Source organism: Acinetobacter sp. 766875, assembly GCF_000582055.1.
Classification (GTDB): domain Bacteria; phylum Pseudomonadota; class Gammaproteobacteria; order Pseudomonadales; family Moraxellaceae; genus Acinetobacter; species Acinetobacter nosocomialis.
On the sequence record NZ_JEXX01000002.1, the window covers coordinates 81,748 to 103,554 of the forward strand.

The 21,807-nt window shown below is 39.1% G+C and carries 21 protein-coding genes; 5 read left to right on the forward strand and 16 right to left on the reverse strand.

Translation table 11 applies throughout. The annotated features are described in order from the left end of the window. Positions 1–41: 41 nt before the first annotated feature. The 8 genes from J576_RS02880 to J576_RS02915 all read right to left on the reverse strand — a co-directional run bounded on the left by J576_RS02880 (position 42) and on the right by J576_RS02915 (position 10,136). Positions 42–404, reverse strand: coding sequence for a copper-binding protein (locus J576_RS02880; RefSeq protein ID WP_000911302.1), 363 nt, complete (start codon positions 402–404; stop codon positions 42–44). Between the two features lie 33 nt (positions 405–437). Continuing rightward, positions 438–3,584 (reverse strand): efflux RND transporter permease subunit, encoded by a 3,147-nt coding sequence (locus J576_RS02885; protein ID WP_000561666.1) that lies wholly within the window; start codon positions 3,582–3,584, stop codon positions 438–440. A 14-nt stretch (positions 3,585–3,598) separates the two neighbouring features. Continuing rightward, positions 3,599–5,089 (reverse strand): efflux RND transporter periplasmic adaptor subunit, encoded by a 1,491-nt coding sequence (locus J576_RS02890; protein ID WP_000945698.1) that lies wholly within the window; start codon positions 5,087–5,089, stop codon positions 3,599–3,601. Then, positions 5,089–6,393 carry a TolC family protein gene (locus tag J576_RS02895; RefSeq protein ID WP_001028920.1) on the reverse strand — a complete coding sequence of 435 codons (1,305 nt, stop codon included), beginning with the start codon at positions 6,391–6,393 and terminating at the stop codon, positions 5,089–5,091. The genes J576_RS02890 and J576_RS02895 overlap by 1 nt, the downstream gene beginning before the upstream one ends. 77 nt (positions 6,394–6,470) lie before the next feature. Then, positions 6,471–6,932, reverse strand: a complete 462-nt coding sequence (locus J576_RS02900) for a hypothetical protein (RefSeq protein WP_000771473.1) — start codon at positions 6,930–6,932, stop codon at positions 6,471–6,473. A gap of 45 nt (positions 6,933–6,977) precedes the next feature. After that, the gene (locus J576_RS02905; RefSeq protein ID WP_001260874.1) at positions 6,978–7,907 is read right to left on the reverse strand and encodes a copper resistance protein B; all 930 of its coding nucleotides are present in this window, start codon (positions 7,905–7,907) and stop codon (positions 6,978–6,980) included. Further along, positions 7,894–9,711 (reverse strand): copper resistance system multicopper oxidase, encoded by a 1,818-nt coding sequence (locus J576_RS02910; RefSeq protein WP_081404060.1) that lies wholly within the window; start codon positions 9,709–9,711, stop codon positions 7,894–7,896. Before J576_RS02910 ends, J576_RS02905 begins: the two co-directional genes overlap by 14 nt. An 83-nt stretch (positions 9,712–9,794) precedes the next feature. Further along, on the reverse strand, positions 9,795–10,136 hold the full coding sequence (locus J576_RS02915) for a hypothetical protein (protein WP_033855498.1): 342 nt from the start codon (positions 10,134–10,136) through the stop codon (positions 9,795–9,797). 149 nt (positions 10,137–10,285) lie between these two features. Here J576_RS02915 and J576_RS02920 point away from each other — a divergent pair, with 149 nt between their 5' ends. Beyond that, entirely contained in the window at positions 10,286–10,969 is a 684-nt protein-coding gene (locus J576_RS02920) for a heavy metal response regulator transcription factor (protein WP_001221580.1), read from the forward strand. Next, positions 10,959–12,335: a heavy metal sensor histidine kinase gene (locus J576_RS02925; RefSeq protein ID WP_000149039.1), complete on the forward strand. Its 1,377-nt coding sequence runs from the start codon at positions 10,959–10,961 to the stop codon at positions 12,333–12,335. Before J576_RS02920 ends, J576_RS02925 begins: the two co-directional genes overlap by 11 nt. Before the next feature lie 77 nt (positions 12,336–12,412). On the opposite strand, the gene J576_RS02930 is transcribed toward J576_RS02925, so the two are convergent. After that, positions 12,413–14,752 (reverse strand): heavy metal translocating P-type ATPase, encoded by a 2,340-nt coding sequence (locus tag J576_RS02930; RefSeq protein ID WP_000349577.1) that lies wholly within the window; start codon positions 14,750–14,752, stop codon positions 12,413–12,415. Positions 14,753–15,033: 281 nt separating this feature from the next. On the opposite strand from J576_RS02930, the gene J576_RS02935 reads away from it, so the two are divergent. Beyond that, positions 15,034–15,414 carry a copper resistance CopC family protein gene (locus J576_RS02935; RefSeq protein WP_000689221.1) on the forward strand — a complete coding sequence of 127 codons (381 nt, stop codon included), beginning with the start codon at positions 15,034–15,036 and terminating at the stop codon, positions 15,412–15,414. Positions 15,415–15,481: 67 nt separating this feature from the next. Next, positions 15,482–16,363: a CopD family protein gene (locus J576_RS02940; protein WP_002035490.1), complete on the forward strand. Its 882-nt coding sequence runs from the start codon at positions 15,482–15,484 to the stop codon at positions 16,361–16,363. A 265-nt stretch (positions 16,364–16,628) separates the two neighbouring features. On the opposite strand, the gene J576_RS02945 is transcribed toward J576_RS02940, so the two are convergent. The 7 genes from J576_RS02945 to J576_RS02970 form a co-directional block, all read right to left on the reverse strand. After that, positions 16,629–17,678 (reverse strand): DUF932 domain-containing protein, encoded by a 1,050-nt coding sequence (locus J576_RS02945; RefSeq protein ID WP_000951143.1) that lies wholly within the window; start codon positions 17,676–17,678, stop codon positions 16,629–16,631. A gap of 54 nt (positions 17,679–17,732) precedes the next feature. Next, positions 17,733–18,029 carry a hypothetical protein gene (locus J576_RS02950; RefSeq protein WP_000553831.1) on the reverse strand — a complete coding sequence of 99 codons (297 nt, stop codon included), beginning with the start codon at positions 18,027–18,029 and terminating at the stop codon, positions 17,733–17,735. A 91-nt stretch (positions 18,030–18,120) separates the two neighbouring features. Further along, entirely contained in the window at positions 18,121–18,450 is a 330-nt protein-coding gene (locus J576_RS02955) for a hypothetical protein (protein WP_001068164.1), read from the reverse strand. A 58-nt stretch (positions 18,451–18,508) separates the two neighbouring features. Next, entirely contained in the window at positions 18,509–19,207 is a 699-nt protein-coding gene (locus J576_RS02960) for a hypothetical protein (RefSeq protein WP_001985473.1), read from the reverse strand. A gap of 81 nt (positions 19,208–19,288) precedes the next feature. Continuing rightward, the gene (locus J576_RS02965; RefSeq protein ID WP_000942646.1) at positions 19,289–20,314 is read right to left on the reverse strand and encodes a J domain-containing protein; all 1,026 of its coding nucleotides are present in this window, start codon (positions 20,312–20,314) and stop codon (positions 19,289–19,291) included. 70 nt (positions 20,315–20,384) lie between these two features. Further along, positions 20,385–20,531 (reverse strand): hypothetical protein, encoded by a 147-nt coding sequence (locus J576_RS20175; RefSeq protein ID WP_000682545.1) that lies wholly within the window; start codon positions 20,529–20,531, stop codon positions 20,385–20,387. A 100-nt stretch (positions 20,532–20,631) separates the two neighbouring features. Beyond that, positions 20,632–20,895, reverse strand: coding sequence for a hypothetical protein (locus J576_RS02970; protein ID WP_000790976.1), 264 nt, complete (start codon positions 20,893–20,895; stop codon positions 20,632–20,634). A gap of 546 nt (positions 20,896–21,441) precedes the next feature. Here J576_RS02970 and J576_RS02975 point away from each other — a divergent pair. Continuing rightward, positions 21,442–21,657, forward strand: a complete 216-nt coding sequence (locus tag J576_RS02975; RefSeq protein WP_000489165.1) for a hypothetical protein — start codon at positions 21,442–21,444, stop codon at positions 21,655–21,657. The last annotated feature ends 150 nt before the right edge of the window (positions 21,658–21,807 follow it).

Below are 21,807 nucleotides of genomic sequence, written 5' to 3' on the forward strand. Positions count from 1 at the left end.
GGATGCCTTCGCATCCATTTTTCTTTTAAGTATCAAACTGATTATGAGCTTTTTTTCACAGCAACAATAATCTGACTCTCACCCTCTATTTTTAATTCGAAGTCAACCTTTTCCCCTACAGTTAAACCATTCAATAATGCTGGATCTGCAACTTTAAAGCCCATGGTCATTGCAGGCCATTTAATTGCAGGAATTGCTTCATGGTCGAGTGTTAGAATATTTTCTTTCGTATCAATAGCAGTAATCACACCAACAGCTTGAGCTGTTGCAACTGTAGATGACTCTTTACTCATCTGCTCCATCGGTGCTTCCGCTTTCTTTTGCTCTGATGCCTCATTTTTGCTACATGCACTTAACGCAGCAACAGTTGCAACAAGAGCCACAATTTTCATAAATTTCAACATAATAAAACCTCTTTTGACGAAATAATAAAACTATCAATTCTTTGATAGTTTTCTTTTGATTAAAAGCTGATATGCCGCAGGGATAACAAACATAGATAAGAGAGGGGCTGAAATCATCCCCCCAACCATAGGTAAAGCAATACGACTCATTAATTCAGAACCTGTTCCAGTCCCCAACAGAATAGGGATTAACCCCGCCAAAATGACAGCGACTGTCATTGCTTTAGGGCGAACACGTAGCACGGCTCCTGTATGAATTGCCTTATTGAGTTGTTGCTCTGTTAAGGATGCCGTTGAAGAAGATAGGCTTTGCTGTGCATGCTCAATTGCTTGCTTTAAATAGAACAACATGACTACACCAAACTCTGCGGCAACACCAGCAAGTGCAATAAAACCAACAGCAATCGCAACCGAAAAGTGATAATCACTCAAGTACATAGCCCAAATACCACCAATCAAGGCAAAAGGTAGTGTTGCCATAATCAGAACAGCATCTTGTACTTGCCTAAAAATCAAATAGAGCAATAGAAAAATGATCATCAAAGTAATTGGAATAACAACTTTTAAGCGAGCATTCGCACGCTCCATGAACTCAAACTGTCCTGAATAGCTAATGCTCATGGCAGAAGAACGTTTTACTTTTTGGTCTATGGCCTGCTTCAAATCTTGTACAACCGAAGCTAAGTCACGTCCTTGTACATCGACATAGATCCAACCACTTGGACGGGCATTCTCACTTTTAAGCATTGGCGGCCCATCTGTAATTTGAATATTAGCAACACTACTCAAGACTATTTGTTGACCAGATTCAGTTAGAATCGGTAAATTTCTTAAGGCTTCCAGTGAATCTCGAATCTCTCGTGGGTAACGTACATTAATGGGATACCGTGCCAAGCCTTCAACAGTTTCACCAATATTTTCCCCGCCAATCGCTGATGAGACGATTTGCTGTACATCTTTAATATTGAGACCATATCGCGCAGCCTGCATACGGTTAATATCAACATCAACATATCGACCACCTGTGAGCCGTTCAGCTAAAGCTGAACTAACACCGGGCACCTGTTTAGCCACTTGTTCAATTTGCTGTGCTACCCGATCAATATCTTGCAGATCATTTGCTGAAACCTTAATCCCGATTGGACTTTTCACCCCAGTTGCTAACATATCAATCCGGTTACGGATAGGTGGCACCCAAATGTTTGTTAAACCCGGTACTTGGACTGCCTTATCTAGTTCTTTTATCAATTTGTCAGGTGTCATACCTGAACGCCATTCAGACCGTGGTTTGAACTGAATCGTGGTTTCAAACATTTCTAATGGTGCAGAATCTGTGGCTGACTCTGCGCGACCAGCTTTACCGAATACTGTTGCAACTTCAGGAACGGTTTTAATCATTCGATCAGTCTGTTGGAGTAGCTCAGAAGCTTTTGCTGCGGACAATCCCGGTAAAGCTGAAGGCATATACAGTAAATCACCTTCATCCATATTGGGTAGAAACTCCCCACCTAACCGTGTTAAAGGGAAAAGACTAATAAGGAAAATTAGCAATGCACCAAGTAAAATTGTCTTTGGATGAGCTAAAACCTTATCCAACATAGGGCTGTATATTTTGATCAGAAAACGGTTCAGTGGATTACGCTGTTCAGAAGGTAATTTCCCTCGAATCCAATAACCCATTAAAACGGGAATCAAGGTAATGGATAAACCTGCTGCTGCTGCCATTGCATAGGTTTTAGTAAATGCCAGTGGTGAGAACAAGCGACCTTCTTGTGCCTGTAAAGTAAAAATAGGAATGAAGGATAAGGTAATGATGAGTAGACAGAAAAATAAAGTTGGCCCGACCTCACTGGCAGAACGTGTAATGATGTTCCAACGGACTTGTGCTTCCAAGACTTGCTCAGGATGTTCGTGTTGCCAAGTTTCGATATGCTTATGTGCATTTTCAACCATTACAATTGCGGCATCGACCATAGCGCCAATCGCGATAGCAATACCACCCAACGACATGATATTGGCATTTAGCCCTTGATAATGCATCACCAAGAAAGCAGATAAAATCCCAAGCGGCAAAGAAACAATAGCCACCATTGCTGAACGTAAATGCCAGAGGAATAGTCCACAGACTAAAGCCACCACAATAAACTCTTCAATTAATTTATGGCTGAGATTTTCTACTGCTCTATCAATCAATTGACTGCGATCATATACAGGAACAACTTGTACACCTTTCGGTAGACTTTGTTGTAATTCAGCTAGCTTCGCTTTCACAGCAGTAATCGTTTCACGTGCATTTTTACCTGCTCGTAAAATCACGACACCCCCAACCGTTTCACCTTGCCCATTCAATTCACTGATGCCACGACGCATTTCTGGACCAAGTTGAATAGTTGCAACATCACCTAAAGAAACAGGAACACCGAAACTATTTGTTCGTAAAGGAATTTGGCGAAAATCATCTAAAGTTTTTAAATAACCAGAAGCCCGCACCATATATTCCGTTTCAGCCATTTCCAGAACTGAACCACCAGTTTCCTGATTAGCTTTTTGAATCGCCTCAATGACATTGTTTTGTGTGACACCTAAAGTAGCCATCTTGCTTGGGTCTAAGACAACCTGATATTGCTTAACCATTCCCCCAATTGTGGCAACTTCAGCCACGTTAGGTAATGTCTTCAGTTCATACTTTAAAAACCAGTCTTGTATGCTTCTCAGCTCCGAAAGATCATGCTGTCCTGTTGGGTCTACTAATGCATATTCATAAACCCAACCAACGCCAGTGGCATCTGGTCCCAATGAAGATTTCGCATTTGCAGGCATTTTCCCTTGAATTTGATTTAGATACTCCAATACACGAGAACGGGCCCAGTAAAGGTCAGTATGTTCATCAAAGATGACATAAACAAATGAGTCACCAAAAAAAGAATAACCGCGAACAGTTTTAACACCGGGCACCGATAACATGGTTGTTGTTAAAGGGTAGGTCACCTGATTTTCAACAATTTGTGGTGCCTGACCAGAAAAATTAGTTCGAATAATTACTTGTACATCAGACAAATCTGGTAATGCATCGACCGGAGTATTCTTTACGGCCCAAGTTCCCCAAGCAGCCAGAATTAAAGCGGCCAACAGGACAAATACACGATTTGCAATTGAAAAACGAATAATACGGGCAATCATAATCGTCCTCCCGTTTAGTTCTTCATAGATGTCATAGACATCTTGGAAATGTCAGAAATAACGTAAGTATCTCTAGCATGTGTAAAACTAAAACGGACCTGATCGCCTTGCTGAATTTGGGTAAATGGTTGCACTGGTTGTTTAAAGCTCATAGTCATAGCCCCCCAACCCAACTCAGGAATCGCCTGATGTGAAATGGTAATGTCTTGAGCTGTGACTTTTTCAACTTTACCAATGCCTTGATATATTGATGTCTTAACCACTTGAGATGAAGTCTTCGATTGTCCAGTGTTCAGCTTATCCAATACACCTTGTAAATTTGCTTCAGAATCAATCAGGAATTGCCCTGAAATTACCACCTTCTGACCAGCTTTCAACCCTTTTAGAATTGCAATTTTATTGCCATCACTTTGACCTAACTGTACTACAACAGGTTCAAAACGCCCTTGCTCATGTCCCACAATGACAACGTTCCGAGTACCTGTACGTATAACAGCTTGCTCTGGTATAACTAAATTGCTTTGTGGGTTGTTGGAGAATTTAACGGAAGCAAACATTCCCGGCTTGAGCAATCCCTCTCTATTGGGCAACTCAATACGAACTTTTATGGTTCTACTCGTGCTATCCAAAGTTGGTAAAATATCAATGACTTTACCGGACACTATTTGAGGATATGCAACAAAAGTAGCTTCAACTTTCATTCCCCGTTTTATCCCGGCAATTTGTGCTTCTGGAACAGATGCTTCTAACCAGATTGGGCTTATCCCCTTGATGGTGACAAGCGTTTGCCCCATAGCTAAAGCCATTCCATTGCGGACTTCTAACGAATCAATAAATCCACTTACAGGTGCACTTAAAGTCATATTGGATTGCACTCGATGTGTCCGCTCGACTTGATTAATCACATTTTGTGGGATTCCTAAAAGCTGTAAACGTTGTCGGCTTGCCTGAATAAGAGAACGATCTCTTGTTCGGAGTACAGCTAGAAATTCAGTTTGTTCTCCTGTCCATTCAGGTATTGAAATATCAGCTATGGGACTGCCTTGCGTCACCATATCCCCAACAGCATGTCCGTACACTCGTTGGACGAAACCACTTGCTCTTGTTTGTAAAATAGCTACCTGTCGTTCATTGGTCTGCAATATACCATTGGTTAACAAAGTATTTCCCATCACAGCTTGTTCGACTGAAGCATAACGAATTGCTAAATTTTGTTGGAGGGATGGATCAATCTTAACCGCAGGATAACTGTCTTCAGTCATCGTAGTATTTTCATCTGCATATTTAGGAACCAGTTGCATGTCCATAAATGGCGATTTCCCCGGTTTATCAAAATGCTGTTCAGGCTTCATTGGGTCGTACCAATACAACACTTTGGCAGCCTGTTGCGGACCTGATTGAGGATTGTATTTCTGATGTGCAATCCAGTATCCAGCACCACCACCCGCAGCCAGACTAATTACCGCAACGCCCATGACAGTAACTGCTAATTTATTTCTTAACATTATGGCTGCCCCTCAACATGGTTTAAGGTCGGTTCTTCAAAGGCATAATAAAGTTGGGCTTTAGTCACAGCCTGTTGCTGTTGGAGATCAATGAGACGCAAACGCTGTTCTAAAAGAGCTTGTCGAGCAGCAATAACATTAGACAAATTACTTTTACCTGCTTGATAGCTTGCCAACTGTAAACCCACTTTTTGTTTAGCGAGTGGAATACTTGTTTGCATCGCACGTCTAATTTGCTGATCAAGTGCATCAAGATCGGATAACCCATCATCTAGCATAGTGAGATGGTCACGGTATTGGACTTCTTGATCGGCGGTAATCCTGTTTTGTTCGGCTAAAGCTGCCTGAATGAGTGGACTACTACGTCTTTTTGAAAAGACAGGAAGCTCTGTTGTTAGTTGCACCCCGATCATATCGCCAAATTCGGGTGCTCGATGCTGATAAGCAAGTTCAATACCCCAATCTGGTTTCTGTAAAGCCTGAGCTTGCTTCAGTTTTGCTTCAGCAGTTTGCTTTTCTGCCTGAAATGCTTTTAATTCAGGATGTTGATGCAAATGATGATATAGCTTTGATGTATCAAGGTAGATAGATGGTGCTTGGTCAGGTAAGGTTTCAATTTGAGAGAGATTTTCAGTAGGTTCTGCACTGACTAACCGATGCAACTCTAACTTGGCTTTATTTAAATCACGAAGTAAATCATCCTTCTGGTCAAGCAATACCGTGGCTTCTTGTCTTGGATCAAGTGCATCGGCAATGATTGTACGACCAGAGATGACCTGTGTTTGAGTAATTTGAGAAAGTAATCGATTCTCTGAAAAAAGTTCATCATATAGTGCTAATTTACGTTCAAGATAAAAGCGCTTAAGCCAAGCAGATGCGACTTTCTGACGTACCTCAATACGCAGAATCTCAGTTTGAGCATTGGCCGAACCTAGTTCAGCTTTTGCTAAATCGACCTCAGCTTGTCTTTTGGCACGATTTGGAAAATCTTGCATCACGCCAATTTTTTGCATAGTCATACCTTCGCGTGTGACTGACCATGCGGCATCGCCGGATACAGGGTAATTATCTAAACCTACAAATAATTTAGGGTTGGGTAAAATACCTGAAGCTGAAACCATATTTTCAGCCCCTTCAATCCTTGCACTATTTGCTCTTAGGGTAGGTGCATATTGCTCAGCAAGCTTCATAGCTGTATTCAAAGTTAATGGCTCAGCATAAGCCTGACCATAGACCAGACAGAAACAGATAGTAGCTATTGGCCATCTCTTACGATGAGATTGCTTTTCTTTATAAATATTCATATTTTTTGCTCTAAAATGTTTACGCGCACGCGCAGAACATTCATAGAAAATTCTATGAATGATAGAGGACTATCAAATTAGTTAGAGCGTGGAGGCTTCCATAAACCCGAAGGGTATGGAGAAGGAAGATTTTGATCTAAAGAGTAAAAAGCTGAGCGCTCTATAGGAAAGGAAACCATTGAGTGCAAAATACCCTGAACGTCATTAGCATATACAAGCTTGGTAAAAGACATAATGCAATCTTGTTCAGACAGACAGGATGGATCATGCAGAGTTTTTTTGGACTTTGCTTCTCCTTTCATACAATCAGTATGCATCATATTCTGATTTTTCGACTCTTCCATTTGCATGGATTGCATCTGTTCAGATGGCATTAAACATCGTTTATGTACAGACGAGGCAACAGCAGCCGATCCTACTAACAGGATAGCAAACGATAAAAACAGCGATAGGCATGTTTTTAACCACTGCATAGACATAGACCAAATTTTAAGCTTTTTTAGTTTTACAGAATTGAATCGTAATAGCAACAATTTCATGAATAGTAGCCGAAACTACTATTCATGATTTCAAGTTATAGTATTTTAAAATACCAATTCGATGCCTGCACCATATTTCCATCCTTTTTCGGACTCAGTTGCTTCTTGCACGTTAGTTGCTTTTTGTCCTTTTTCATATTGGTAAGCAACATCCACAAAAGGTCTGACTCTTTTAGTGACTTCATATCGGGTTTTAATACCGGTTTTTAGTTCAGACAAACCTGATTTTGCAGCATAGTTAGAATCATCGCTAAATACAGCATCTACTTCAAGATAAGGTTGTGTGATCAATTTCTGGGTTAACAGGAAATCACGCTCGACTTCTAAGCTTGCCCCCCAAAAATTATTCTCACCACCGTACAAATAAGCTTGGGTTTCAAAGAAATATGGAGCTAATCCCAACACGCCAACAACACCATCAACCCGATCGCTGTTGCTGTTATTTTTATCTTCACTGTATCTCACCCCAGCCTGTACATCCCAAAAGGGTGCTACATTACGGCTATAAAGCGCAGATACATCATATTTTGGATCATGACTTTCTGCTTTATCCAAATTTGCTTCAATAAATAGGCGATTTTCATCTGTACCTATCAATGTTTCAATTTTCGATCCTAAAGCACCTTTGCCATCTTCATCCACAGTCCACTCATTCTCAAACTTAGTCATTTGGAAAACTTGTCCACCATGTTCTTTCAGATGTTTATCATGATTTCGGTTATTAGAAGTTTCGGCTTCCAGGCCTATACCATTATCTCCATCATTACCAGAAGTTGAATTTTGGTAAGTATTACGATCAACATAACCTAATCCACCAGGCTCTTTTAACAGCATTTTCATACTCTCGGACTGAGAGGATTTAGTACTACTATCCATGCTTTGAACAGCAGTATCATTTGCAAAAGCTACACCTGATAATCCAATTAAAGCTATAGATAAAAATGTCTTAGAATATATTTTTTTAGTGGTGCGCATGTTGATTTACCCCCTTATCATTAGTATTAGGTTGAGCAACAACATCTTTCGAATCAGTACTATTACTATCGACATTTGCCACAATAAGTTTATTCATCATTCCAGCAGACATGTGATAGAGCAAATGGCAATGGATAGCCCATTCACCTAACTCATCAGCCGTTAATAAAGTTGTAACTGTTTTACCTGGTGGAACAATTACTGTATGTTTATTCGGCATATTGCTAGGATCTTGGCCATTTTCCAGTTGCATAAACATGCCATGTAAATGCATTGGATGAGCCATCATACTATCGTTAACAAATTTCAAGCGTATACGCTCACCATATTTCACTTTAAATGGTTCAGTTTCATTAAACTTCTTACCATTAATTGTCCAAATATAGCGCTCCATATTTCCACCTAAGCGGATTTCAATTTCACGTTCTGGAGCACGGGTATCTTTTTGGGGGGTTAAAGATTGTAAATCACTATATTGAAGTGCTTTTAGACCAGCTGGTGTTGATGCATTCGCCCATCCGTAAACCACTTGATCAGATCCAGAAGAGCTTACTGTTTTTGAAGGCATATCATGATCCATACCTTTCATTGAAGACATATCATGATCCATACCTTTCATTGAAGACATATCATGATCCATACCTTTCATTGAAGACATATCATGATCCATTCCTTTCATTGAAGACATTTCATGATCCATACCTTTCATTGAAGACATATCATGGTCCATTCCCATATCTTCCATCGTCAGTAAAGCACGGGGACGAGGTGTCGGCATCGTAGTACTTTTTACAAGTGAAGTATTTTCATCATGTAATGTACCAATAGAAAAACCACTTCGATCAATAGATTCAGCTTCAATCTGATAATTTGCTTGTTTCGGTTCTACAATAACATCATAAGTCTCAGCTGTTCCTATCCGGAATTCATCCACTGGCACGGGTTTTACTGGTTGTCCATCTGCGCTGACTACTGTCATTTTCAGATTAGGAATTCTTACATCGAACAAAGACATTGCCGAGGCATTAATAAACCGAAGACGTACTTTTTCTCCAGCTTTAAAATTTCCAGTCCAATTTTGTTCTGGAGTCTTACCATTCATTAAAAACGTATAGTTTGTTACATCAGACATATCTGTCTTAAGCATTCGCATCTGATTCCACATGGAACGATCTTTCCATGTTGCCTTTAAACCGTCTCTTTTAATCTGCCTAAAAACATCAAAAACTGTTTCTCTTCGATTCTGGTAGTAATCAGCTTCTTTCTTGAGATTACTCATAATCTGACCACTAGTAGAGTTGTGAAAATCAGAGAGTAAGACTACGTAATCTCTATCAGCTTTTTCTCCGGCCGTTAAAGGTACTTTATTTTTGGGATAAATGACTAAAGGGCCATACAGACCATCTTGCTCTTGACCTTTACTATGCGAGTGATACCAATAGGTTCCATTCTGACGAACCTTGAATTTATATTCATAGGTTTTATTTGGTGCAATACCATCAAACTGGTTGAACCCAGGTACTCCATCCATGATGCCAGGTAAAATTAAACCATGCCAATGAATTGAAGAATCTTGGTTTTTCAACTTGTTGTGTACACGAATAACGGCATCATCGCCTTCCTCAAACTCAAGAAGAGGCGCAACAAACTTACCATTTACAGTAATTCGTTTTAGAGGCTTTCCTGTAATATTCACCGTCTGTTCAGCAATTGTTAAATCATATTCTTTAACCGCTGCCATAACCCAAGTCGACGAAAACAATCCGACTCCTATTAAAAGGACATGACTTAATTTTCTAGACATTTATTTTCACCTATCTATAGTTAATTGAGGGCTAAGCAGGTGGATAAAATACTTTTCCCTCAATATCTTATTTCGCGTATTAATTATTTATTTGGCATATTCATTTGAGAATGGTCCATCTCACCCATTTTAGAATGATCCATATTCATCATCTTAGAATGGTACATATTCATCATCTTAGAATGGTCCATTTGGGACATATCAGACATTTGGCTGTGATCATGCTGACTATGATTCTGTTGATTTTCCTTATCTTCTTTCATATCACAAGGTTTTTTGCATTTCTCTTGCGCTTTTGAATTTACTTTAACTTCTGTACTTAAAGTATTTTTCTGTTGAGCATCAGCAGCCCAAGATTGGCTTCCAGCAATTAAAGTCCCAACACACATAAAAGCAGTTAAGCCACGACGGAATAGAGTTTTCATTGATTGCTCCAAAAATAAATTTTATATAACTAACTTATAGGTTGGAACCGGACATCTATGTGACTTGAAAATGACATTTTTGTAATCTACATCGCATCCTGTATTTATAACGTTATTATGGTCTTAATATGCGATACGGGGCTTAATAAATGAGAATCTTACTAGTTGAAGATGAACAAAAAACTGGTGATTATCTAAAGCAAGGTCTTTCTGAAGCAGGATATATTACAGACTGGGTTACAGATGGCTTATCAGGTAAACATCAAGCTCTTTCAGAAGAATACGATCTAATTATACTAGATGTAATGTTACCGAAGTTAGATGGCTGGAATATCATTAATGATATTCGCAAAAGTGGCAAAACTATGCCTATCCTTTTTCTCTCAGCTCGTGATCAAATTGAAGATAGAGTTAAAGGCCTGGAACTAGGAGCTGATGATTATCTCGTTAAGCCTTTTGCTTTTGCAGAACTTCTTGCCCGAATTAAAACCTTACTTCGTCGCGGTCAACAAAAGGAAGATAGCAATATTATTACAATTGCTGATCTTGAACTTGATCTTCGTAAACGTCGCGTCACACGTGCTGGACAAAGAATTGACCTTACAGCTAAAGAGTTCGCATTGATGGAATTATTTATGCGTAGACGTGGAGAGATTCTACCTCGTGCTCTTATTGCTTCTCAAATATGGGATATGAATTTTGATAGTGATACCAATGTTGTAGAAGTCGCTATTAAACGTCTAAGAAATAAAATAGATAGTAATTTCAGTCCTAAGTTGATCCAAAACATCCGCGGAATGGGGTATGTCTTAGAGGTAGAAGATGACTCATAAACTGTTTAATGCGATCAGTTTCCGTATTGCGATCATTTTTTCATTATCTACCATTATTATCTTAATGATTATGGGGCTGGTCATTCATCAGCTTGTTATGCATCATTTTGAAACTCAGGACCGCACTCAGCTAGAAGGGAAAATTCAGCTTTTAGAAAATTTACTGGAACAGAATCCGAAAAACACCGATGAACTAAAGATATATTTAAAAGATGCTTTAGTTGGTCATCATGATCTAATTGTCCAGATTGAACGCCCAACTGGCCAAATCATTTTTAGTTCAGCACCTGCCGTTATAAAGGCTCAAACATTAGTAAAGTCTAAACATATCCCTTGGATAGAGTGGGAAATTCAAAATAAAACATACCGTGGCTTAGTTTATAAAAAATCGTTTGATAAAAATATGAGTGTTCCAACTGCTCAAATTATTGTTGGAATCGATACCTCCGAACATCAACATTTTTTAAACGACTTTAGACGACAATTGTTATATATCGGAGTTGTGGGCACAATTTGTTTAATGTTTTTAGGTTGGTTTGCCGCATGGAGGGGCTTACGTCCAGTTCAGAAAATGGCAAAAGTTGCAGAAGGCATTTCAGCTCAGCATCTATCTGAACGATTAGCGGTCGATAATACACGCACTGAACTAAAATCATTAGCCATAGCCTTTAACGATATGTTAGATCGGCTAGAAACGGCTGTAGAAAAACTCTCAGATTTTTCATCTGATCTGGCCCATGAAATTAGAACACCTATTAATAATTTAATGACTCAAACTCAAGTATGTTTATCTCGTAGTCGGGATATTAATACTTATCAGGAAGTCCTCTTTTCTAATCTGGAAGAGTTTGAACGTTTGGCTCGAATGGTTTCAGATATGTTATTTCTTGCAAAGGCAGAGCATGGCCTACACTTACCAAACCTACAACAGGTCAGCCTAGTAAAAGAGATTTCTGCTTTATTTGACTTCTATGATGCTATCGCTGCTGAAAAGGGAATGTCCCTAGAACAAAGTGGACAAGGATACGTAAAAGGCGATCCCTCAATGTTACGTCGTGCACTGAGTAATTTACTATCAAATGCGATCAAATATGGTAAACCTGATTCAATAATTAAGATTAATTGCCGACAAAATATTGATACCACTATATTCACAATCGAAAATGAAAGCTCACCAATAACATCTGAACAGCTGAATCGATTATTTGACCGTTTTTACCGTACGGATGCATCCAGACAAAGAGTTGAGGAAGGCACAGGTTTAGGTCTAGCAATTACCAAGTCAATTCTTGATGTACATGGCGCAACGATTCAAGCAGACTATAACAACGGTCGGATAGTTTTTAAAATAACTTTTAAAAACTAATTTTTGTAAATAAAAGACAACTGACTACTCATTTCCAGTATCTAAAAAATTATGAGTAGTCAGAAAATGATCCTTTCTTAACTACGTAGCCTTAAAGCATTACCAATAACCGATGCTGAACTTAGGCTCATTGCTAAAGCTGCGATCATAGGAGAAAGTAGCCAACCAGTAAATGGATATAAAATACCCGCGGCTAAAGGGATGCCTAATGCATTATAAAGGAATGCAAACATCAGGTTTTGCTTCATATTTTTAATAGTGGCCTCTGACAGGGAGCGAGCGATCTCTATACCTCGTAAATCACCTTTGACTAAAGTGACTTGAGCACTATTCATAGCCACATCTGTTCCAGTCCCCATTGCAATACCAATATCCGCTTGAGCTAAAGCTGGGGCATCATTGATACCGTCACCTGCCATTGCAACCATTCTTCCTTCTTTTTGTAATTTATTAACCAGTTCCAGTTTATCTGCTGGTTTAACTTCTCCGTAAACTTCATCAATACCTAATTTAGCTCCAACTGATTTTGCAGTAGTTAAACCATCTCCTGTGGCCATTATAATTCTTAATCCAGAATTCTTCAGAGCATGCACAGCTTCAGGTGTACTGACTTTGATTGGATCTGAAACAGCCAATAGTCCTACGAGCGTCCCATCAACAGCCAAATGCATAACACTTGCGCCTTCTGCTCTTAATTGCTCAGCTTGAGGGATATATGTATCAACTGATATGCCGAGTTGTTCCATTAAAGCTGTATTGCCTAATGATAATTGTTGTCCATCTAACTCACCCTTAACACCAATTCCAGAACCTGACTCAAAAGATGTTGGTGTTGTTAGTACAAGATTTCTTTCACGGGCAGCCTGTACAATTGCATCCGCTAATGGATGTTCACTACCTTGATCCAAGCTGGCAGCTAATCTGAGAACTTCATTTTCTTCATATCCAGATAAAGCAATGACCTTATCAAATGAGGGGCGACCTTCTGTTAAGGTCCCTGTTTTATCAATAATTAATGTATCAATCTTACGTAAATTTTCTATTGCTGCAGCATCACGGAAGAGTACGCCATTGGATGCACCACGACCCGTTGCCACCATGATTGACATTGGTGTGGCTAATCCTAAAGCACACGGACAAGCAATAATTAAAACTGCGACAGCATTGATTAGTCCGTATACCCAACTCGGTTCTGGTCCAAATATTCCCCACCCAAAAAAGGTAAGGATAGATATACCGATCACCACCAGTACAAACCAGCCAGCTACCTGATCTGCCATTCTTTGCATAGGGGCTTTAGAACGCTGAGCTTGCGCTACCATTTGAACTATCTGTGAAAGTACTGTTGAAGAACCGACCTTTTCCGAACGTATCACTAATGAACCGTTCATATTCATTGTCGCACCGATTACTTGGTCACCTATACGTTTTGTTACTGGAACTGGCTCTCCCGTTAACATTGATTCATCAATAGAACTTGAACCTTCTGTAATTATTCCATCAACGGGGACCTTCTCACCTGGTCGTACTCTCAGTAAATCTCCAACATGTACATGGGAAAGTGGGATATCTTCCTCTGTGCCATCTTCATTAATTTTTCTTGCGGTTTTCGGTGCCAACCCAAGTAAAGATTTTATTGCTGACGAAGTTTGCGAACGTGCCTTTAACTCAAGAACTTGACCTAATAAGGTCAGTGAAATAATTGCGGCTGTTGCCTCAAAATATACAGCAACACGCCCCATAGAGATGAAAGACGCTGGGAAAACTTGTGGGGCTAGGGTTCCAACGACACTATAAATAAATGCAGCTCCAGTCCCAATTCCAATTAAAGTCCACATATTCGGACTACGATTTAAAATTGAATGCCAACATCTAACAAAAAATGGCCAACCTGCCCAAAAGACGATAGGTAAAGTAAGAACAAGTTCAATCCAGCTTTGTACCTTCATCTCAAACCAGTTCAACTGATGACCAAACATCGCCAAAAATATGATAATGAGGGTTAACGGTAAGGTGTACCAAAATCTTCTTTTGAAATCTTTAAGTTCAGGATTATCATCGGCTTCATCTAGATTGGGAAGTAATGGTTCTAGTGACATACCGCAAATCGGACAGTTACCAGGATGATTTTGTCGGATCTCCGGATGCATTGGGCAAGTATAAATTGATGAGGTATTTACACTATCTGAGTGTGTATCCATCTTATTTAGGGAGACATTTTCGGAAACAGATCTATCTTCTTTAGCAATGTAAAAAGTAGGATCATGCTTAAATTTTATCTGACATTTTTCACTACAAAAGTAAAAAGTCTTATTGCCAACTTGTTCATGAAATTTAGATTCTTCTGTTACAGCCATGCCGCAGACAGGATCCTTTAGTACGTTATTTATAGTTTTCTTTTCATGATGATGGTCCATATAGAAACCTCCTTCATATTTGATTTTAAAAAATTAATTACCTTCGTGCAGAAATACATTTCTGATTATTTGAGTATTTAATGAACATTATTCTTGATAAAGTCAGTGTAACACTTGTGAGTTTTTAATTCTAAAAATGACAAAAATGTAATTTTGGAGTCATCAAGACGTTGCTCTCTTTCTTAAATAATAAGCATACAAAGAGTGATGACCAACTCGATCAATTTAGGAATTTCACTGGGTCATTACTTAGCACGTACTAATTTTTAAAAGGTGATGAAATGAAAATTTTCCAAAATAAAGTGTCAGCTCTACGTAATGTACTAGTAGGTGCGACTATGGTTGTAGCTGCTTCAAGCGCATTTGCTCATGTCAAACTTGAAAGTGCCACTCCAGCTATTAATGCATCTGTAGCAAGTCAGCCAAAAAATATAACTTTAAATTTTGGTGAAGAAGTCATGTTAATGAATGTCAAATTACTTGATGCTCAACGTAAAGACATCCCTTTAACTTATCAGATAACTCATGATTTAAAAAAATCATTTGAAGTAGCAGTACCTAAACTTAAGAAAGGTAAATACACAGTGGTTTGGACCACAATGGGTACTGATGGCCATAACATGAATGGCGAATATAGCTTCACTATTAAATCAGCGAAATAACTATAGAGCATCAATAGTCTATATGCCAGCAGCTTGCTGGCATATTGCTATCGCAGGGAGGAAAAATATGAATCCTGAAACTTGGATATATGCAACGTGGCTGATTAAAGTCGTTTTATATTTAGGAATAGCATTTGTTGTTGGTGGTGCCTTTAGCTATTTTCTACTGGGACGTTATGTAGAAATCAGGGAAACTCTTCTAAAGTACATTACTATTGGTGCAGGATTAGGCTTTATTTCAAGCACTTTAGGCTTCTTTGTTCTTATAGGAAGTTTTGCCAATACAGGTCTTTCAGGAATGTGGGACAGTAACTACATTAATATCTTAATAAATACTCCCACTGGGCATATCCATATCATCCGCTCAGTTAGTTTTGCACTTTTATTGTTATTTATGATCGTAAAGCTTAGTAAAGGGACTATCCAAGTTTCCAAAGTAGAAGGAACAATTTTTACCATCCTACTTATCCCCATGGTTTTTAGTTTTTCACAATTAGGCCATGTCACAAACTTGCCCTTTTTCGCTCAATTCTTATTATCAATACATGTCCTTGTAATGTCCTTATGGATGGGATCACTTTTTCCTTTATGGAAAACAAGTAAAAAAATTACTGGTCTTCCATTAAAAGATCGCATGCACTTATTTGGGAGAATCGCAGCATTTGTTGTGGGAATACTACTCGCTTGTGGTGCTAGTATTGCTCTGTTACTCATTAAAGATTTCAATACTCTACTAAATACTCCTTATGGGCATGGTTTTATTATTAAGATCGCATTTGTTCTAAGCATTTTATTATTAGCTGCTTTCAACAAATGGTATTTTACCCCTCGCTTACAAGACCCGAAATTTGCCAGACAGTTGGGCTATGCCATTTTATTTGAAATGTCATTAGGCCTAATGATCCTTTTAACGACTGGATATATTACAACTGTAGTGGGAATTGATTAAATAGGTATATAGTAATTTAAAAAAGTAAAATGAAAAAAATTATCTGATTCTGCTTGATTTCATCATTGGTTCAATCCTTGATATTTTTTCTAACTCCATAAGCTTTACTATTGTAAGTAGAGTGTAGTGTAAGACTGTAGAGTCTCAGATCTTTTAAAATATAGGGGTAAAATTACTTACCCCATAATCTGCCCATGTTTTTATAAATTAATTACATGATTTTCTGTAATTCATGTATAAATAAACTTAAACAAATAATCATAACTTATACAACCATTCTTAGTGCCTGTTCCAGCCCGCGTTGTTTAAGGTTGGCTCCTACCCCAAACCATGCTGAATCTAATCGGTGATCTTTTGAGATCGCACGTCGCTCATGATCAACAAACTCGGTAATACTACAAAGCAGTCCATACGCCGTATCTTTAGCTGAAGCTAACTCGGCACCACGACCATGCCCGTTAAACATGGTCATGACCTTAGACATCGCACGTCCATTTGGCTCAGTTTTATTGTCGGTTTTGGATGAGTTGATTTGTTTAGGCGTAGCTACATTACGGTAGAACTGAATGATACTTTCATCTTGTTCAGCAATATTCAGGTTTGTATTATTGAACACTGCATCGAAGTAAGCTGCTGCTTCCTGCTGGGTGACTTTACGCTGGCTGAGCTGCTTCATTTCATACATGTGCTCGTCCCATGCATGAACCGAAATACCCAATTGCTGTTTAATCTTTTCAGCATCAAACTTGGTACTGTGTGGAACTTTCACCACACCTGCACTACTATTCTGCCCACGTAAGGCAATCGCTAAGGTGTTATTACACACCACACGTACACTTGTAAATTGCGCCGTGGTGGCTAATGTCCCATCACATGCTGTTGCCAGAAGGATATAACCATTACTCACATCCTTTCCTTTCAGTGCTGTTGATTGTCCAGTCGTAGCCAGTGCCCAGAACTTACGACCACCTTTCAATACCCCTGCTGTTTCCAGTTCAAAGCCTGATTGTTCTGTCAGGTCTTTATAGAAGTTTAATATCTCCATCGGTTGCACCTCCTGATAACGCTGACTTACCACTGATAGCGGCGCATGAGTATCTGAACGATAAAGGACTCTCTGATCTTCATACGGCATGATGATGTTTTGTCCACGTTCATTTTTTGTCATATAGCTGACATTGGATGATTCAATTCGCCAATCCATCCCTGCTTGTTGTGCCCATACTTCTAAAGGTTGATTTCTAGTGAGTTGATTGCCCAAACCATGCCAAGGGGTTTGACCTACAAAAGCCATTGTTTCAACTTGATGTGCCATGATGTTTTTCCTATTAAGTGATTTAAATAATTTGATTAAGAGTTTGGGATGAAGTTAAGAAAAGCTTGATTGCTGGATTTCAAAATGTTGCAGACACTGCTCACACTGATAATGCAAGGACACTGTATTGTCTTGATGCTGGACGTAGAGCAGAAACATGCCCCCTACAACTAAACCAACAAAGCCACCGACTAGTGGGTGAATAGGACTACGTTTTGACAATTGCATACAGGCTGCTGCCAGAGACATGGGGGAGAATGATGAAAGTTTTGCAAATACACCTTGATGGCTTTGTTCTGACTGCCGTAGTAATTTCAGATGTCTCGAATGGCAGTAAGGACATTGATGCATAGTCGTCTCCTCTCAATAAAAGGCATAAAAAAAACCACAAGCAAATGCTTGTGGTTTGATTGAGCTTTATGTCGTTTTAGATTAAGTCAAATTAACGAGTTACTTTTGGAGTCGCTAAACCTTTCTTGCTACAAGGTTGGATACTTTCAATATATTGACCATCTCCAGTGTCTTTAAAGAAACCATGTTTTGATTTGATTTCTAAACATTGCCCCTTCTTAAAAGGTTTAACTTGTGGAACGACTTTAGCTGGTATAGCGTAGCTATTTAAAATGACTTCGCCTTTAGTAGTTGGAAAAACCACCGATTCTTCGCCGTAATAGACATTGGCTTTAAGTGTAATCTGCTCAGTTTTAGCAAAAGCAATAGAACTGAGTGAAAGACTTAAAATTCCACATGCGATAAGTTTGATTGGGTTCATGGTATTTTCTCTGATTAAGTAAAGTAATAATTAAACGAATGCTACAGACCAGCTTTAATTAGTGACCAAAGCATGGCTGGTATCCTTCGTGAAGGACTTGATTGCTGTTCTTATCCCAACTCACCACATACCAAGTACATTGGTAACGGTCAGAGTCCCATGCAGTACGATAGGTCATGGTATTACCTTGCTGGCTCCATCCTTCAACTCGTTTACTCACCTGATCTGGACTTGAGCGGCCCCATACATTCATGAGATGTGACGCTAACATTTGATCAATATTCGGGATGGTTGACTTTAAATCAGCTGGAGCAGATTTGATTGGCTTTAATCCATAGCGAGAAGCATTGGAACTTAAGGTTTTCCCTTCATGGTACTCACCATCAACTTCTGAACTGAGATTACCTAGACTTGTATCTTGTGCTTTTGCCTGATCAACCGCGGCTATTGCCCCCGCAACAACCTCATCTTCAGCTTGTGAATGAGCAGATTCTGATTCCGGGTTTTCCACCATACTTTCAATTCCAGTGAAACCTGATTCAACGGGTTCCGATGCTGCTTGTGTTGTGGCAGATTGATTTTGTACCTTAGATTGTTCTAAAGCGAGTTGTGCTAACTGAAGTTCAGTTTGTCGTTTTTGATGTTGATTAAATAAAATACCGCCTGCAATTAACACCGCCATCATGACTACAGTTAACAACCAATATAACGGTGGTATCTTTTTAGTTGAGTTAGTGCTGTTCTTTATCATATTCATATCATTACCTTGAAATAGAGGATATACGGCGCTTTAGGGCTGCCTTCACTGGGGTAATATGTAAGTAAAAATTCTTTATTTTCAGTTATTGTCCAAATAGCTTTTTAATAAAGCTCTTGCTTCATTCAGTTGCTGTGCCTGACTTTCAATCAACTGACGAACAGATTCAGGTAAGTTCTGGTATTTATCGGGATGGAACTCAGCCATCTTTTTTCGGTAAGCAGATTGTAAGTTCTGCTCAGTCAGTGAATTAGGCTGAATATCAAGAAGTTTGCACGCTTGAAGTTGTCCACCGTTGAAAGTAGAAGTAGTAGACTGATTCATTTCATCAGCCAGACATTGATAGATAATTTTGACCAGATCAGGAAATACGGCTTTAGAAACATTGGATACACGACATAAATGGGTCATGAAGAGATCCGCCTGATTCTGCTCAACCTGACCCAGTGCCATGGCATAAACCAGTTGTTCGATCATCTCCGTACGAAGCTTGTAAGCCAGCACATCTTTCAGTTCTGCAAAGCGATGTAATAATTCTTCATATTCAAAGTTGGGATGTTCAGTCAGTAACCTTTTAATATAGTGCTGTGATGCTTCATCATTCAGCTTTACAAAATGTTTAGATATTGCATGACTAGATTCAGGATTCCACTTACCCATATTGAATGTGATGAAATAAGCAAACAGATCAATAATTACCTTCAGTTCTGCATCAATCTGTGGTGGAGCCCGATCGGTTTCTGTTTCACCCTGACAAACTTCATTTAGAAATGAAGCCAATGTTCGTACTGTGCCCTTATCCAGTTGGGTAAAGGTCAGGGTTTCTATACGATTCAGTACGATGCCATGATTAATGACGCCAATATCTGCCTCGACATGATGAATACTTTTAAAGAGATAAACCGCTTCATCTCCAAAGCTTTCTTTATAAAAGAGTCCTGTCGCCGTCACACAAAGTCCAGCTTTAGCACTGCCAAATACCGTATCGTCAATTAGCATAAGGATTTCATCTGGATGAATTCCTTGAGGGAGATAACTCATAGCCCCTTGCAATTTTTTATAAGGAATAGCGGGTGCAAAATAAATATTGTCACTCGCTCTTAACATCAACATCCAACGGCTTTTCTGGAGTGATTCTCTCGATATGATTGTCATGGCAACTTCCCCAATTTAGCGACTAAAACAACCAACGTAGAAAATCAGCAGGCCAAACAAGTGCCCGACCCAAAGAATATGAACCAGAATAAATAGGGTACTGCCAAATCAAATACAGCCAATAACCAATCACAATGGTGAAATAAAGGCCAATCAATGGATGTTTCATTGTAAATTCCTCATTTTTTTAGGTAAGCCTATCCAACCCACTGCTCTATGGCAGCAGGTGAGATCAAAAGACAAACTAAGATTTAATGTGAATACGAGCTCTAAAGTTTATGTGCACATTGCTGACCAGACTTAAAAGACACCTCTTCGAAATCCTCTGGCATCCTGACTTGCATCATGCCAATCGCCTCCAGCTTTTCTTCACCATAATGTTCTTCCATCCTGTCGTAGAAGCAGGAACAGAAACTGCGACTTCCTCCCGTATTCCTACAGCTTTGTTTCATACCCTTTTCGAAATCAGAAGAACAACCAGTAACCAACAAAATACTGACACCTACCAAACCCATCAAAATTTTATTTTTCATCATTTTATCCAGTGACGTCGTCATGGAGCTTAGGCTTTTTTAGGCAACACGAAGCCTTGCCATGGTGTAGCTCACATGACATTTTTTTAAGTAAATTTTTAGACGAAAAGATCTAAAGCTTGAGAAACTAGAAGTTCATCAAATCCTATTAAAACTAATCAGGCGTTATAAAAAGAATATGCATAGCCAACTCCTTTATATTGGGAGTTCTGCCAAAGCATTAGAGAATTATGGTGGCAGAACGAGAAAGGGTTGACAGACCGGATTGGATTGACACCAGCACACTCGAAAGTGTCCCTCTCCCGTCCTACCGCAACGGGAGGAGACGAGATGTACCCTCAAAATTATTCCTCAGAAGGAATAACTCTGATGCAACCCAATAAAACGGTCTGTCAAAACCGACTGGCAATGTGGCCAGCAAGCAAAGGATAATGTGCAATATTTAAGGTGTCAATGATCTATCGACTAAGTCGTAAAGTGATTGTTATTGTTTTTCATTAGATTAATTCTTTAAACTAACCATTAGGTAAATTTAAGGATGATTCAGTGTTTCGGTTAAAGTGTCTTGGTGGTCCACTGTATGGACAAGAATATTCTCATGCTCAGGATGAGTTTATTTTTAAAGACAAACAGACAGGAAAGCAGACGCGTTATCGAAAGCAGGCTTTAAACTTCACCCCACCCCAAGAGTTCTTTATAGCAGAGTCAATTTCTACAACCGTAGCCTACAATCTTGCATTGCAATTAATGAAACGCTATTGAGACCTTTTAGTAATACAAAGACATACTATTAACTAACCAATAATGAGTGATTTTCTAGCACTTGATTCAGTCCATAATAAATTTATAATCCAGTAGAATGCTTCACAGTACTACAAGTTTAGTCCAACAATTATAACTCTAAGCTACATT